Origin of the sequence: uncultured Bacillus sp., assembly GCF_958411575.1 — a bacterium.
Lineage (GTDB): Bacteria > Bacillota > Bacilli > Bacillales > Bacillaceae > Bacillus > Bacillus spizizenii.
In genome coordinates this window covers 239,590-255,758 of sequence record NZ_CATYRA010000004.1, presented here as the reverse complement: position 1 = coordinate 255,758, position 16,169 = coordinate 239,590, and the positions used below count along the sequence as shown (strand labels likewise).

The window sequence follows — 16,169 nt, the reverse complement described above, 5'->3', positions numbered from 1 at the left end:
CTAATCCTTAAAATTAGATGTCACTAAAGGTGTATGTATGAACTGGGGAAATTATGAGTGGGCGAGCACAGAAAAAAACCGGTACAAGGATGTCCTTGATACCGGTTTTCACTCTTATCCGCGGCTGATCTCAGCAAATACTTTCTCAGCTGCCTGGATTGTTTTTTCAATATCTTCCTCAGTGTGAGCCGTTGAAAGAAAAAGGCCTTCGAATTGTGATGGCGGAAGGAATACACCTTCATTTGCCATGCCTTTATAATAGTTAGCAAACAGCTTCAAATCAGATGCTTTGGCTGTTTCATAATTGATGACAGGTTCGTTTGTAAAGAAGAAGCCGATCATTGAACCTGCGCGGTTAAAGGTATGCGGAATGCCGTGAGCCTCGGCGGCCTTTGAAATGCCTTGTTCCAGCCTGTCGCCTTTTTTGATGAAATTCTTGTAGGATTCAGGTGTCAGCTGCTTCAATGTTTCTAAGCCAGCCGTCATCGCGAGCGGGTTGCCTGACAATGTGCCGGCCTGATAAATCGGACCGCTCGGAGCGATCTGCTCCATGATTTCAGCCTTGCCGCCATAAGCACCGACAGGAAGTCCGCCCCCGATAACTTTTCCTAAACAAGTCAGATCAGGCGTTACGCCAAAGTACCCTTGAGCACAATTATAATCGACCCGGAAGCCTGTCATGACTTCATCAAAAATCAGCAGGGAACCGTATTGCTCAGTGATATCACGCAGCCCTTGCAGGAAGCCTTCTTGCGGCGGAACAACTCCCATATTTCCGGCAACCGGCTCTACAATAACTCCCGCAATGTCTTCACCGAATTGCTGGAAAGCAAGCTTTACACTTTCTAAATCATTGTACGGTACGGTGATGGTGTTTTTCGCAATGCCTTCAGGCACACCAGGGCTGTCAGGCAGACCGAGAGTGGCCACTCCTGAACCGGCTTTAATCAAGAGGGAATCACCGTGCCCGTGATAGCAGCCCTCAAATTTTAAAATCTTGTTGCGGCCTGTATAGCCTCTTGCCAAACGGAGGGCACTCATGGTCGCCTCGGTTCCCGAGCTGACCATCCGTACAATTTCTACTGACGGCACTCGGTCAATGACGAGCTTCGCCAATTCATTTTCCACCTCAGTCGGAGCACCGAAGCTTGTCCCGTATTCAGCCACTTTTTTGAGGCCCTCTACGACGCGGTCATTTGTATGCCCTAAAATTAAAGGCCCCCATGACAAGACGTAGTCAATATATTCATTCCCGTCAATATCAAAGATTTTTGAGCCTTTTCCGCGCTCCATAAAAATCGGGTCCATGTCTACCGATTTAAATGCGCGAACGGGACTGTTCACACCGCCCGGCATGAGTTTTTGCGCTTCTTTAAAAGCCACTTTTGATTTTTCATAGCTTCTCATCTGCCTCAACTCCTGTCAACTGAATAAAATTACTCTGCAAGCCATTTCGCTGCGTCTTTGGCATGATACGTAATAATCAGGTCGGCACCTGCACGCTTCATGCTTGTCAAAATTTCCAACACAATTTCTTTTTCTTTGATCCAGCCGTTCTGCGCTGCAGCCTTCACCATAGAATACTCTCCGCTTACATTATAAGCGACGAGCGGCAAAGTAAACTCATTTTTCACGTCACGCATGATATCCATATAGGAAAGCGAAGGTTTGACAATCAAAAAGTCCGCGCCTTCCTCGACATCTGATTGTGCTTCGCGGAGTGCTTCCATACGGTTGGCAGGGTCCATCTGATATGTTTTGCGGTCCCCGAATTGCGGCGTGCTGTTTGCTGCATCACGAAACGGACCGTAAAACTCACTTGAATATTTCACAGCATAAGACATGATTGGAATATTGACGAACCCTTCTTTATCAAGCGCTTCTCTGATCACTGTAACAAATCCGTCCATCATGTTTGAAGGCGCAATGATATCAGCACCTGCTTTCGCTTGGCTGACAGCTGTCTGGGCTAAAAGCTCAAGTGATGCATCATTGAGGATGACCCCGTCTTTGACAAGTCCGCAATGGCCGTGGTCTGTATATTCGCATAAGCATGTATCAGCGACTACAACCATCTCAGGGAAGTGTTTTTTAATTTCTGTGATGGCTTTTTGAACGATGCCGTGATCATGGTACGCTTGCGTTCCGCAATCATCTTTTTCTTCCGGGATGCCGAACACGATGACAGATTGAATGCCCAGTTTAACCAGCTCCGCCACTTCATCCTTCAATAGATCTAATGATACATGGTAAACATCAGGCATTGACGGAACAGCTTTTTTGCCTTCCAGCCCTTCAACGACAAAAATCGGATAAATAAAATCAGATGGATGCAAACGCGTTTCTTTCACCATCTCTCTCATTGCTTTTGATGACCGCAGACGGCGGTGTCTGTTAAATGATTGACTCATATTCTCTCTTCCTCTCTTGACATGCTGCACATTAACTCAAGCATGCCATCTATTGTAAATGTATCAGGCATATGCGATGTGATGTCATACGTCAGCAGAGCGTCCCTTGTTAAAGGTCCGATGCTGATACAGGCCGCTCTGTTCGCCTTCCACTTTTTCAATTCTTCTCCCAAGACATGCATAAACGTATGTACGGTTGATGAACTCGTAAATGTCACATAGTCAAATGAATATTGACTCGCGGCCTCTATCAGTGCCTCGATGCCTTCTTCATCCGGAATCGTTTCGTAAACAACCCATTCCTTCACTTCAAAACCGAGCGGGACAAGCTCCTGTTTTATCACATCACGTGATAAATTGCCTTTAACCACGGTAATTCGTTCCGCCTGTTCAGCATGCTGCTTAAGGGCCTCCGCCAACTGTTCAGCAATATAGTCCTTAGGCATCACATCAACCGATACGTTATGCGTTTCCAAACGGCAAGCCGTTTTTTCACCGACAGCCGCAATTTTTTTATGCGCTGGCAGAATGAGCTGATTTTCCTTTAGATAAGAAAAAAAGAAGTCTACTCCGTTCACACTTGTAAAAACAAGCCAGCCGGGCGCGGCAAGATCCTCTTTCACCTGTTTTGCAAGATCATTCGGCAAAGCGCGGCGAAACGTAATCAAAGAGGTCAAAACCGCTTTTCCGCCAAGTGCCTCCACTTTTTGCTGAAACGATTTTGCCTGCGCCTTATTCCGTGTGACAAGCACTGTTTTTCCTTTCAGCGGAAAATCATTTTCCATCCTCATCAAGCTCCCGTTTGACACGATCAATTAATTCTTTGGCTCCTTTGTCAGCCATAAGAGCGGCACAACGCTTTCCGACTTCCTCTGGATCGTTTCCGGTGACAGTTTCTTTAAAAATGATCTTGCCGTCAGGAGAAGTGACAAGCCCTGTCAATTCAATTTCATCCTGCTCGTTTAACACTGAGTAGCCTGCAATCGGAACCTGGCATCCTCCCTCCATCGCGTTTAAATAAGCACGTTCCGCCAACACAGTCCGTTTTGTATACTCATCCGTAAACTGAGAAAACAACGCCAATAGCTCTTCATCCGATTCTCTGCACTCAATCGCCAATGCTCCCTGGCCCACAGCAGGCAAACAGCGGTCAGGCTCTAGGAATTCGGTTACAACATCTTGCTTCCAGCCCATTCTGGAAAGTCCGGCAGCAGCTAATATAATTGCGTCATAATCCTCAGTTTCCAGCTTTTTAAGTCTCGTATCTATATTACCTCTAATCCATTTAATTGTAATGTCAGGGCGCTCAATCAAAAGCTGCGCGCTTCTTCTTAAACTGCTTGTGCCAATGACAGCGCCTTCCTTCATTTCTGAAAGCTTTACGTGATTCTTTGAAATAAGGGCATCACGCGGGTCTTCCCGTTCAGGAATACAGCCGATCACAAGGCCTTCAGGCAAAACAGCAGGCATATCCTTCATGCTGTGCACCGCCATATCAATGTCTTCGTTCAAAAGCGCTTGTTCAATCTCTTTGACAAACAGCCCTTTTCCGCCCACTTTTGAGAGCGTAACATCGACGATCCGGTCGCCCTTTGTCACGATTTCTTTGATTTCAAAGGCAAATGAAGGATTGATTTCCTTCAGTTTTTGAATAACCCATTTTGTTTGAGTCATAGCGAGTTTGCTCCGTCTTGAACCTACTTTTATTGTTCTCATCGTTTTCTTTCCTCCCGAATCTGCTTGGGACATCATTTAACTAAACCAATGGAATTGCGACAGGCTTCCAAGCAGGAAATAATTGATCATCAGCACGAGAAAACAAGCCGTATTCCACAATGCTGCGACCTTTCCTTGCAGCTCTTTAATCAGCCTGATATAAAGATAATAGCTGTACAGCAGCAGGACGACAAACGAACCAAGCACTTTGGCGTCGAACCAATACAGCGTTTCTAGTGAGACATACGCCCAAATGACGCCGAGAATCAAACTCAGCAATAGCATCGGGACTCCGATGACATTCAGGACATACGCCATATAATCAAGCTTAGACAAATCTTCTATTCTCAACAGCCATTTTCCCCACTTTTTCTTTTTCAGCAAATGATATTGAAACATATATAACACAGAAAAAACGAAAGAAAGGGAAAAAGCGCCGTATGAAAGAATCGCCATTGTAATATGAATCACCAAAAGCTCAGATACAAGCTGCCCGGAAAAAGCGGCAGACTGCTGCTCTGTCGGTGAAAATGTATGAATGGCGATCATAGAAAACCCTATTACATTTGTAAAAAACACAATAAAGTCAACTCGTAAAAGCTTTGTCAGTACAAGTGACAGCGTGACAAGCACCCAGGCATAAAAATAAAGCGCCTCCGTCACATTTAATACCGGAAACCGCCCCGTCACCCACATAAAATAGGCCAAATAGACGGTTTGCAGAGTCCAGACAATAGAAAGCAACCAGAAGGCCATTTTTCCAGCCTTCCGGTTGTGTTGAAGAAAATCTATAAAATAAAAGAGTACACTTAATGCATAAATGACGATTGTTCCCTCATTAAGTCTTGCCATTGCAGTATCAATCATTCAGCATTCACTCACTTACAAGTGGGGCAAAGCCCGCTTTTGATTCAGCATTCTTAAAAGAATGGACCTTTTGGCTGCTTTCAACAGTTTTCATCATTTGACGGCCCGCAGCTTCTTCAATATCAAAAATCTGCATAAACAAGGCCAGCTTTTCTTCAGAATCAGCATCTGCCGCAAGCTCTTTCACCTTTAAGATCGGATCACGCAGCATTTGGTTAATGATACTTTTGGTGTGTTTGTTCAACAGTTTTTTCTCTCTTGTGCTTAAGTGAGGCAGCTTCCGCTCGATGCTGTCCATTGTTTCTGACTGAATCGCAAGCGCCTTTTCGCGCAATGCGGAGATAACCGGCACAACACCAAGTGTATTCAGCCATTGTTTGAACTCCACAATGGTTTCTTCAATTAACAGTTCAACTTTTTCAGCGGTTTCTCTCCGCTCCTTCATGTTCGCTTCTACAATGCCTTCGAGATCGTCGATATCATAAAGGAAAACACCTTCAAGATCATTCAGCGCAGGATCAAGGTCTCTAGGCACGGCAATGTCCACCATAAACAGCGGACGTCCCTTGCGAAGCTTATTCGCGTTTTCCATCATCTCTTTGGACACGACAAAATCACTTGCACCGGTTGAACTGATGAGGATATCAGCTTCCGCAAGCGCGCTTTCAAGCTGATTCAAGCTTCTCGCTTCACCGGAGAAACGGTCTGCAAGCTCCTTCGCTTTCAAGTATGTTCGGTTAATGACAGTGACCTTGCCTATTCCCTGTCCGTGCAGGTTTTCCGCAGCAAGCTCGCCCATTTTTCCCGCACCAAGAATCAATATGTGCTTGCTTGAAAGGTTTCCGAAGATTTTTTTAGCAAGTTCAACTGCTGCATAGCTTACTGACACTGCATTTGAGCCAATGTCTGTTTCAGCATGAGTCCGTTTGCCCACTGTAACGGCCTGCTTAAACAGCTCATTAAAAATAGTCCCGATCGTTTTTTCTTGCTGAGCTGTTTTAAAGCTGTCGCGCACCTGGCCGAGAATCTGCGTTTCACCAATCACCATAGAATCAAGTCCGCAGGCTACGCGGAATAAATGCTCAACAGCCGCATCGCTTTCGTAAAATGTTAAAAACGGCGACAGTTCTTCTTTGCTTAATTGAAACCAATCAGCTAAAAACTTTTTTATATAATAACGGCCGGTATGGAGCTGGTCGACTACCGCATAAATTTCAGTGCGATTGCATGTGGAAACAATGATGTTTTCAAGAATGCTTTTCTCTTCCTTCAGCTGCACCATCGCTTCTGCCAGCTCATTCGGCTGAAAGCTTACTTTTTCACGTATCTCAATAGGGGCGGATTTATAATCTACTCCCACAACAAGTATATGCATCGCCTTAATTACACCCCCAACACCCAATCTTTATTTATAATCATTCTAACATAGAACTCATTATTTATAATAATTATAACATAGTTTCTTTCACAAATTGTGAACAGATTTTAAAATTCTTATGCTATATTAGAAAAAGCTTCACGGAATAGAAGCATTCCTATTGACAATACCAAAAACAGCAGAAATTTACTACACATCAGCTCTAAAAAACAAGAAGGTGATATGCATGAAACAAAAATCAATTTTATTCCCTTGTCTGCTGCTTGCCGCTTCTGTATATGCATGGCTTGAAAGCGGCCAAGCCGAACTGTTTTCAGGGCAGGATCAATGGCCTGTTCTCCTCATGCTGTTAGGCGCAGCCTTTGTATATCAAGGAAAAAAAGAAGCCGTTACACCACACTTCTTTATCGGTTTGGTTCTTTTCGAGATCGGCTTGCACTTTTTCGCCAAGCCGAAATGGCCATGGTGGCCGGATGATTTTGAAATGCTCGTATTTATAATCGGCTTCTCGCTTTTGGTGTCAACCGTTCAGAAAAAAGAATATGTATATGAAGCTGTATCGATGATTTGTTTTTCCCTGTTTTTGTACTTTTTCAAACAAATTATGGCATGGCTAGAATCTGCGCGTATTCCGACTGCGCTTCTTAAAGAGTATTGGCCATTTGTCTTTATTGGAGTCAGTTTATTGTTATTATTGATAAAACGGAAAAAATCTATACGATAAATAAAACCGGCAGAGAGTTTTCTCTACCGGTTTATCATTTTTTTGATCGCTCCCCAAGCTTCGTCTTTCCCCTTTTTCGTTTCTGAGGAGAAGAGAATCAGCTCGTCTTCCGGATCAATATTTAATGTCTGTCGGACAACCTTCGCATGTTTGTCCCATTTTCCTTTCGGGATCTTATCTGCCTTTGTAGCGATAACAATAACAGGAATGCCGTAATACTTTAAGAATTCATACATTTGCACATCATCATTAGACGGCGCATGCCGCAAATCAACGATCTGGACCACTGCTTTCAATTCCTCGCGTGTCGTGATGTAGGTTTCAATCATTCTGCCCCAAGCTTCACGCTCGGATTTTGACACTTTGGCAAAACCGTAACCCGGTACATCCACAAAATGCAGCGCATCATTGATAATGTAGAAATTGAGCGTTTGTGTTTTTCCCGGTTTAGATGATGTTCTCGCAAGATTTTTGCGATTGATTAATGAATTGATAAAAGACGATTTTCCCACGTTCGATCTTCCGGCCAGTGCAATTTCCGGAAGCCCGCCCTCAGGATACTGTTCCGGCTTAACTGCACTGATCACGATTTCTGACTTTGTGACTTTCATTTCTTCTCTCCTACTAAGGCATGTTCCAAAACTTCGTCTAAGTGGGACGCCAATATAAATGTGAGCCCCTCTCTGACGCTTTCAGGAATATCCTCTATATCTTTTTCATTCTCTTTAGGCGCAATAATGGTCGTTAATCCCGCTCTATGTGCGCCAAGCGCTTTTTCCTTCAATCCACCGATCGGCAGCACGCGCCCGCGAAGCGTAATTTCCCCAGTCATGCCGACCTCACGCGAAACGGCACGTCCCGTTAAAGCAGAAACAAGCGCTGTCGCCATCGTAATACCGGCTGACGGACCATCTTTAGGCACCGCACCCTCAGGTACATGTATATGAATATCATACTTCTCATGAAAGTCAGGTTCAATGCCAAGTTCTTCTGTTTTTGAACGCACATAGCTGAATGCTGCCTGAGCTGACTCTCTCATGACATCTCCGAGCTTTCCTGTCAGGATCAATTTCCCTTTCCCCGGAGAAAGCGATACTTCAATCGACAGCGTATCTCCGCCGACGGTTGTATAGGCAAGCCCTGTAACTACACCAACCTGATCTTCTGTTTCAGCTTGTCCGTATCTGAAAATGCGTTTTCCGATAAAGTCCTGAAGATTCTTCTCATTGACCGTAATTCGTTTTCTCTCTTCAGCAACAATGGCTTTTGCAGCCTTACGGCAAATCGCGGCAAGCTGGCGTTCAAGGCTTCTCACACCCGCTTCTCTCGTATAGTAGCGGATAATATCAAGAATCGCCTGGTCACGCAGCTGCAGGTTGCTTTTCTTCAGCCCGTGTTCCTTGATTTGCTTTGGAAGCAGGTGGTCTTTCACGATTTCGAGTTTTTCTACTTCTGTGTAACCCGCAATATTAATAATTTCCATTCTGTCTCTGAGCGGACCCGGGATCGTAGCCAAATTGTTTGCCGTTGCAATAAACAACACTTTTGATAAATCAAAGGTTTCTTCAATATAGTGATCACTGAAAGTGCTGTTTTGCTCCGGATCAAGCACTTCAAGCATAGCAGATGACGGGTCGCCTCTGAAATCAGATGACATTTTGTCAATTTCGTCTAATAAGAAGACCGGATTCAGCTTGCCGGCTTTTTTCATCCCTTGAATAATGCGTCCAGGCATTGCTCCAACATAGGTCCGTCTGTGTCCGCGGATCTCTGATTCGTCTCGCACTCCGCCGAGTGAGATTCTGACGAATTCGCGCCCCAAACTTTTTGCAATTGATTTGGCTAAAGATGTTTTTCCGACACCTGGAGGTCCTGCCAAGCAGAGAATCGGGCCTTTAAGGGATTTTGTCAGCTTCTGGACAGCCAAATATTCTAAGATACGTTCTTTCACTTTTTCAAGTCCGTGATGCTCGTCATCTAATAGACGTCCTGCCTCTTTCAAATCAAGCTTATCATCTGTCTCATCCGTCCACGGGAGAGCGATTAGCCAGTCGATATAGTTGCGTATCACAGAGCTTTCCGCAGAACTTGACGGAATTTTTTCGTATCTGTTCAATTCCTTAAGTGCGGTTTCCTTCACATGGTCAGGCATGCCTGCTTCTTCAATTTTTTCCGTTAGCGTTTGAACTTCGCCTGTTTTACCTTCTTTATCGCCAAGCTCTTTTTGAATCGCCTTCATTTGTTCACGCAAGTAGTATTCCTTCTGCGTGCGCTCCATCGAACGTTTGACGCGCTGGCCTATTTTTTTCTCGATTTCCAGCACTTCTTTTTCATTATTGATAAAATCAATGACCTTGTTCAGTCTGTCTTTGACGTCAGCTGTTTCTAAGATATCCTGCTTATCCTTTAGCTTAAGGGGCAGGTGAGAAGCAACGATGTCTGCCATTCTCCCTGGCTCTTCGATATCAGTAACCGCAGCGTAAGTTTCAGCCGAGATTTTTTTAGAAATTTTTATGTACTGATCAAAGTGGTCTAACAAAGTCCGCATCAATGCTTCGTCTTCTGTATCTTTTGAATCATCTTCATGAATCAGCTGAATGTCGACCGACGTGTAATCCTCATGCTCATTGTATTTGACGATTTGGGCGCGCTTGAGGCCCTCAACCAACACACGAATCGTACCGTTCGGAAGCTTCAGCATTTGCTTAATTTTTGTATAAGTGCCGACAGTAAAAATCTCGTCTTCACCTGGTTCGTCTATCGAAATATCCTGCTGAGTGGCTAAAAATATCATATGGTCATGCATCATTGCCTGTTCAAGGGCCTGAACCGACTTGTCACGTCCTACATCTAAGTGCAAAACCATCGTCGGGTACACTAATAAACCTCTTAAAGGGAGGAGCGGGATGCTGCGTTTTAATTCTTCTGCCATGTGACTGACACCTCCGTGACTTTAGTATGAACCATTATAATACAACTTTTTCATCCTTGTACAATAAACGGCATGGTTCCATTTTCTATAAAACAGTCTCCTCGTAGTATACCCTTTCTTTCTGATATGAAAAAGGAAAAGATGTCCTTCATGAAAAAAACCCTATTATAAAAATAGGGTTTAAACGGATTCTTTATTGATTTCAATATTAAACGGTTTTTGTTCTGTTGGCGGGTTCACTAAAATTTCATCAAGCACTTCCTGGAACGTCTTCACTGCAATAATCGTGATTCCGTCAATCTGCTTTAAGATCGCCTGCTGATTTTCATATGGGATAATCACTTTTTTCGCACCGGACTGCTTGGCCGCTTTTATTTTCGGAATGACGCCTCCAATGGGCTTTACAAGACCGTTCAGGCTGATTTCGCCCGTCATGGCAACGGTATTGTCAATTGGGATTTTGTGAATCGCCGAGAAAATTCCCGCTGCCATCGCGATGCCTGCCGACGGTCCGTCAATCGGAATCCCTCCTGGGAAATTGATGTGAATATCATAATCAGACGGGTTCATTCCCATTGTCCGGAGCACGGTTAACACGTTTTCAACCGAGCCCTTCGCCATGCTTTTTCGCCGGATTGATTTTGATTGGCTGCCGATGCTTTCTTCCTCAGCTATTCCTGTAATATTAATTGATCCTTTATCGTGAGCAGCGGTTACACTTACTTCGATTTCCAGAAGCGATCCGCTGTTAGGCCCATATACTGCAAGCCCATTTACAATGCCAACTTGCGGTTCGGCGCCGATTTTCTGCTCGTGCTTAGGAGTAAGCTGGCTGGAATGGATAACCCATTCAATATCTTCAATCGTAATGTCTTTCCGATTCTCCGTCACTGCCATCCCTGCGGCGATTTGAATCATGTTAACGGCTTCGCGCCCGTTCCGCGTATAGCTGGTCAGCAGGTCCAGACTCTCATCAGAAATGTTTTTTTCAATTTTATCCGCTGCTGTTTTGGCAACTGTTTTCAGCTCATCCTTTTCAAGCTCGCGGAAAAACACCTCTAAACAGCGGGATCGGATAGCTGGCGGAATTTCGTTCGGCATTCTTGTCGTCGCGCCAATCAGGCGAAAATCTGCCGGCAGCCCATTTTGAAAAATATCGTGAATATGATTCGGGATTTGTGTGTTTTCCTCGCTGTAATACGCACTGTCTAAAAAGACTTTTCTGTCCTCAAGGACCTTCAGCATTTTATTCATTTGAATAGGATGCAGTTCCCCTATTTCATCAATAAACAGCACACCGCCGTGGGCATGGGTAACAGCTCCCTGCTTCGGCTGCGGAATCCCCGCCTGCCCCATTGCTCCGGCCCCTTGGTATATGGGGTCATGGACAGAGCCGATGAGCGGATCGGCAATTCCTCTCTCATCAAAACGTGCTGTTGTCGCATCAAGTTCCACAAAAACAGCCTGCTCTTTAAACGGCGATTGTTTATGTTTTTTTGCTTCTTCTAACACAAGCCGTGCAGCAGCTGTTTTTCCGACGCCCGGAGGTCCATAGACAATGACATGCTGAGGATTCGGCCCGCATAAAGCCGCCTTTAAAGCTTTAATGCCATCTTCCTGTCCGACGATATCTTGAAAGCTTTTGGGGCGGACCTTTTCAGATAATGGCTCGGACAAGCTGATAGCGCGCATTTTCCGAAGCTGCTCCATTTCCTTCTTTGATTCCTTATCTATCGTGACCTTTTGTGTCCTTTGATTTTTAAGCAAATTCCAAAAATACAAACCAATGATGATCCCAAAAAACAGCTGAATAAATAACGCGATCCCTGTCCAACTCATGATGGTCCCTCCTGAAAAACAATTTATGTATCCAATTCATTCCTCTGATTGCTAGTATCTCCCACAGAAGGCGGGAATAAACGTTTTTCTGGAAGAGATTGCATGACAAAAAAACCTCCTGAATGTCACCATTCAGGAGGTTCGCGCTTAACTTTATGCAGATGTTTTATCTTGGCTTACCTCAGTGCCGTCTTTTAATAAGAGGCGAGGTGGCTCTCCATGTGTCACAGTTGCCCCAGTAATCACACATTTTTCAATGTCATCACGAGAAGGCAACTCAAACATCACATCAAGCATGATACCTTCAATGATAGAGCGGAGTCCACGTGCTCCAGTCTTGCGTTCAATTGCTTTTTTAGCAATTTCAGAAAGCGCTTCTTCTTCAAACTCAAGCTCTACATTGTCAAGCTCAAGCATTTTCTTGAATTGCTTAACAAGAGCGTTTTTCGGTTTTGTTAAGATCGCAACCAACGCTTCTTCGTCGAGCTTTTCAAGACTTGCAATAACCGGAAGACGTCCGATAAATTCAGGAATTAACCCGAAGCGGAGCAAGTCTTCAGGAAGCACTTTTGAGAGAAGATCTTCTTTCTCAAGATCAGCAGCTTTATTGTCTCCACCGAATCCAATCACTTTTTGGCCTAAACGGCGTTTGATGATTTGTTCGATACCATCGAAAGCACCGCCGCAAATGAACAAAATATTTGTTGTGTCAATTTGGATGAATTCTTGATGAGGATGCTTACGTCCTCCTTGAGGCGGCACGCTTGCCACTGTACCCTCAAGAATTTTAAGCAATGCCTGCTGTACACCTTCACCTGACACGTCACGTGTAATAGACGGGTTTTCTGATTTTCTTGCCACTTTATCGATTTCATCGATATAGATAATGCCTTTTTCTGCTTTTTCCACATCATAATCAGCAGCTTGAATGAGCTTCAAGAGAATATTCTCTACATCTTCCCCCACGTATCCAGCTTCAGTCAAAGACGTAGCGTCCGCAATCGCAAACGGCACATTTAAAATACGAGCCAATGTTTGAGCCAAAAGGGTTTTACCGCTTCCTGTAGGGCCGATTAATGAAATATTACTTTTCGAAAGCTCAACATCATCAACCTTGCTGTTGGAGTTAATGCGCTTATAGTGGTTATACACAGCAACAGCGAGTGATTTCTTCGCTTGATCCTGGCCGATAACATATTCATTCAGAATTTCGCGGATTTCCTGAGGCTTCGGTACGTCTTTAAATTCTACTTCTTCTTCTGTTCCGAGTTCTTCCTCTACAATTTCAGTGCAGAGTTCGATACATTCGTCACATATATATACACCAGGTCCGGCAACAAGCTTACGAACCTGATCTTGTGTTTTTCCACAGAACGAGCATTTTAATTGTCCTTTTTCCTCGTTAAATTTAAACATTCTTTCACCCCTTAATCTTGTCTCACTTTTTCTTTTACCGGCAGAGCAAAAGAAAATGATTCTTGAAACGAACGAGTATGTATTGCATTTTACCATACTTTCCAAAAAGACGGTAACAATGTGTTTCTGACTTGCACATTCTATATGTATGACAAAAAACAGCCCTGCATTAACTATCTTGCCCCAAGAAAAAGAGATAAATCATAATTGTACAAAACAAGGCACGAATCATTCGCGCCCTGTTTTATTATTACTATTATTATGCACCATATTAACGGTTTTCTACAAGAAAATCAATTGCTTTGCGAACTTTTAAATCTTCTTTCATCGCGTCAGTAGAACCGATGGCTTGTTTAATATTTTCAACAGGCATGTTGTATGCTTCAGCCATTTTAGTAAGCTCAGCATCAACTTCCTCATCTGATACTTCAAGGTTTTCCGCTTTCGCGATCGCCTCAAGAGTCAGGTTAGATTTTACGCGTTTTTCAGCATCTTCTTTCATTTGCTCCTTTAACGCAGCTTCATCTTGGCCTGAGAATTGAGTGTAAAGCTCAAGGTTCATGCCTTGCATTTGCAGACGCTGTTCGAATTCTTTCAGCATGCGGTCAAGCTCAGTGTCAACCATTGCTTGAGGCACATCGATTTCAGCATTTTCAGAAGCTTTCAGAACAAGCTCTTCACGCAATTTAGCATCAGCTTCGTTTTCTTTTGCTTCTTCTAAACGTTTCTTTGTTTTTTCAGTTAGTTCAGCAAGTGTTTCCACTTCTTCATCGATATCTTTTGCGAATTCATCGTCAAGCTCAGGAAGCTCTTTCGCTTTGATTTCGTGAATTTTCACTTTGAACACAGCCGGTTTGCCTGCAAGCTCTTCAGCGTGATACTCTTCAGGGAATGTCACTTCAACATCCTTCTCAGCACCTGCTTCAAGGCCGACTAACTGATCTTCGAAGCCAGGGATGAATGAACCAGAACCTACTTCTAGAGAGTAGTTCTCAGCTTTTCCGCCTTCGAATGCTTCACCGTCAACAAATCCTTCGAAATCAAGAACAACTGTGTTTCCTTCTTCAACAGCGCCTTCTTCTTTTACAACAAGCTCAGCTTGACGTTCTTGAAGCGTTTTGAGTTCGTTTTGAACATCTTCGTCAGTTACAGCTGTGTCGTCTTTTTCAATGCCTAGGCCTTTGTAGTCGCCAAGCTTCACTTCAGGTTTTACAGTTACTTTCGCAGTGAAGATTAAGCTTTCGCCTTTTTCGATTTTTTCAACATCGATTTCAGGACGGTCTACAGGCTCGATTCCAGCTTCTTCAACCGCTTTAGGGTATTCTACAGGAAGAAGAATATCCAAAGCATCTTGGTAAAGAGCTTCTACGCCAAAGCGCTGTTCGAATAATCCGCGAGGAATTTTACCTTTACGGAATCCAGGAATTGAAACTTGTTTTACTACTTTTTTAAATGCATCATCAAGTGCTGTTTTAAACGTTTCAGCATCAACTTCAACCGTTAAAACGCCTTCGTTGCCTTCTTGTTTTTCCCATTTTACAGACATGTGTTTCCCTCCAAAAATCTATTCAGGTTGTGTCGGTCTTCCATTCTAAAGCAATCATTCGGCTTCGTCCAACAAAAACAAAGCTGCCAAAGATCAGAATCATTATGTATAGCTGTTAATAATGAACTGCAAAGCCTGTCCAACCGTATTTCTTATAACCCGTTATACACAAATACAACCATTATATTATAACATAACACATAGCGCTTTCAACTATATGGCGCGATTTACAAATAAGAAATTTCTTCAATATCTTTTATCATTGTGCACGCTTCATCGAGTTCTCGGTCTGTAAACTCATACATCATATGAAGTTCTTCCTTTTCAATTTCAATTCCGTGCATTTCGTAACCGACTTTATGCAGGGCAGCCGCCCAAAGATCGGCCGACAGCAATTTCGGCTGGAATGGATATAAAACGTACAAATGTCTTCTCCACAGTTCTTCTACTGCCACATATAATGTAGGATTTTCATTTCCAAGCGTCTCATCCAGTACACGGAGAACATTTTGTAAAATCGGAGCGGCATCAGGCGGGACAATCTCAGACGGTTCAATTGTCAAAGACTCGCCAAATTTAGTAATGTGCACGGGTTTGCTGTACTCGTGCTCGGCCAATAGCATAACAATCATCGTTTTGATAATCGGGTGAGCTAAGGGGTCTTGAAGGATTGTTTTGAGCAGGCCTGTATACTTCGCTATATTGCGGTCTTTTAAGGAATGAATTAAATTCATTTGCTCCTCAGGGCTTGCCAGCACTTTCTCAGTATCAATTGTATCCTCATATTCCTCGGCCCAAGCCTCGTCCTCACGTTCCGGGTCGGTCATTTTCCGGCTGAAATCAAGCAGTTTATAAAATTGCTCTGCACTTTCCGCAGGGAGCTGATTTTCTTCCAAAACGGCTTCAATGGTGCTTTTGACTTCTTCGTATTTTTTGAGCTGAATTAAGATGGTCATGTACACCTGCAAAACCGTAAAATAATGGCCATAGCCTTCTTTTAGCATCTTCTCGCAGACACTTTTTGCCTCTTCCAACTCACCCAGCTCTAAAAAGCAGATGGCCATCCCTAAGTGAAGATCGGATTCAGTATCATCATATTTCATCGCTTCCGAAAACAGCTCAAGTGCTTCTTGATACTTTTTTTCCTTTAGTGATGCCATCCCTTTTTCCACAAGACGGTCTTTCAGATGAGGAAAAGGAATAATTTTTGCGTTCTTCTTGTCATGCGTCATACCTATATTCCTTTCAGGCATTTATTTTGTTCAAGTGTATCAACACCTGTGAACAAACACAAGAAATGAAAGGTTTCACCAGGCAAAAAAAGCCGCCGGACAAATCCG

At 43.7% G+C, this 16,169-nt stretch carries 13 protein-coding genes; 1 reads left to right on the top strand and 12 read right to left on the bottom strand.

Annotation, left to right across the window (positions count from 1 at the left end):
• Window positions 1–114: 114 nt before the first annotated feature.
• Genes hemL through hemA form a run of 6 tightly spaced genes read right to left on the bottom strand, consistent with a single transcriptional unit; the run spans window position 115 to window position 6,369 of the window.
• Window positions 115–1,407: a glutamate-1-semialdehyde 2,1-aminomutase gene (gene hemL / locus Q5C82_RS09040; protein WP_003222583.1), complete on the bottom strand. Its 1,293-nt coding sequence runs from the start codon at window positions 1,405–1,407 to the stop codon at window positions 115–117.
• A gap of 29 nt (window positions 1,408–1,436) precedes the next feature.
• Window positions 1,437–2,411, bottom strand: coding sequence for a porphobilinogen synthase (gene hemB / locus Q5C82_RS09035; protein ID WP_003222581.1), 975 nt, complete (start codon window positions 2,409–2,411; stop codon window positions 1,437–1,439).
• Window positions 2,408–3,196, bottom strand: coding sequence for a uroporphyrinogen-III synthase (gene hemD, locus Q5C82_RS09030; RefSeq protein WP_003222580.1), 789 nt, complete (start codon window positions 3,194–3,196; stop codon window positions 2,408–2,410). The genes hemB and hemD overlap by 4 nt, the downstream gene beginning before the upstream one ends.
• On the bottom strand, window positions 3,186–4,127 hold the full coding sequence (gene hemC / locus Q5C82_RS09025; RefSeq protein ID WP_003222577.1) for a hydroxymethylbilane synthase: 942 nt from the start codon (window positions 4,125–4,127) through the stop codon (window positions 3,186–3,188). The genes hemD and hemC overlap by 11 nt, the downstream gene beginning before the upstream one ends.
• Window positions 4,128–4,163: 36 nt before the next feature.
• Entirely contained in the window at window positions 4,164–4,994 is an 831-nt protein-coding gene (locus Q5C82_RS09020) for a cytochrome c biogenesis protein (RefSeq protein ID WP_003222575.1), read from the bottom strand.
• A 7-nt stretch (window positions 4,995–5,001) separates the two neighbouring features.
• Window positions 5,002–6,369 (bottom strand): glutamyl-tRNA reductase, encoded by a 1,368-nt coding sequence (gene hemA, locus Q5C82_RS09015; RefSeq protein WP_003222571.1) that lies wholly within the window; start codon window positions 6,367–6,369, stop codon window positions 5,002–5,004.
• A 229-nt stretch (window positions 6,370–6,598) separates the two neighbouring features.
• Here hemA and Q5C82_RS09010 point away from each other — a divergent pair, with 229 nt between their 5' ends.
• The gene (locus tag Q5C82_RS09010) at window positions 6,599–7,096 is read left to right on the top strand and encodes a hypothetical protein (protein ID WP_003222569.1); all 498 of its coding nucleotides are present in this window, start codon (window positions 6,599–6,601) and stop codon (window positions 7,094–7,096) included.
• Window positions 7,097–7,119: 23 nt separating this feature from the next.
• Here the strand turns inward: Q5C82_RS09010 and yihA are convergent, their stop codons facing one another.
• From yihA to ddcA, 6 genes are all read right to left on the bottom strand, one after another.
• Window positions 7,120–7,707, bottom strand: coding sequence for a ribosome biogenesis GTP-binding protein YihA/YsxC (yihA, locus tag Q5C82_RS09005; RefSeq protein WP_003222567.1), 588 nt, complete (start codon window positions 7,705–7,707; stop codon window positions 7,120–7,122).
• Window positions 7,704–10,028 carry an endopeptidase La gene (gene lon / locus Q5C82_RS09000; protein ID WP_003222565.1) on the bottom strand — a complete coding sequence of 775 codons (2,325 nt, stop codon included), beginning with the start codon at window positions 10,026–10,028 and terminating at the stop codon, window positions 7,704–7,706. Before lon ends, yihA begins: the two co-directional genes overlap by 4 nt.
• Window positions 10,029–10,208: 180 nt before the next feature.
• Window positions 10,209–11,867: an ATP-dependent protease LonB gene (gene lonB, locus Q5C82_RS08995; RefSeq protein WP_003222563.1), complete on the bottom strand. Its 1,659-nt coding sequence runs from the start codon at window positions 11,865–11,867 to the stop codon at window positions 10,209–10,211.
• 153 nt (window positions 11,868–12,020) lie between these two features.
• Entirely contained in the window at window positions 12,021–13,283 is a 1,263-nt protein-coding gene (gene clpX / locus Q5C82_RS08990; RefSeq protein WP_003222561.1) for an ATP-dependent protease ATP-binding subunit ClpX, read from the bottom strand.
• Between the two features lie 271 nt (window positions 13,284–13,554).
• Window positions 13,555–14,829, bottom strand: a complete 1,275-nt coding sequence (tig, locus tag Q5C82_RS08985) for a trigger factor (protein WP_003222559.1) — start codon at window positions 14,827–14,829, stop codon at window positions 13,555–13,557.
• A gap of 227 nt (window positions 14,830–15,056) precedes the next feature.
• Window positions 15,057–16,061, bottom strand: a complete 1,005-nt coding sequence (gene ddcA / locus Q5C82_RS08980) for a DNA damage checkpoint antagonist DdcA (RefSeq protein ID WP_003222557.1) — start codon at window positions 16,059–16,061, stop codon at window positions 15,057–15,059.
• Window positions 16,062–16,169: the final 108 nt, after the last annotated feature.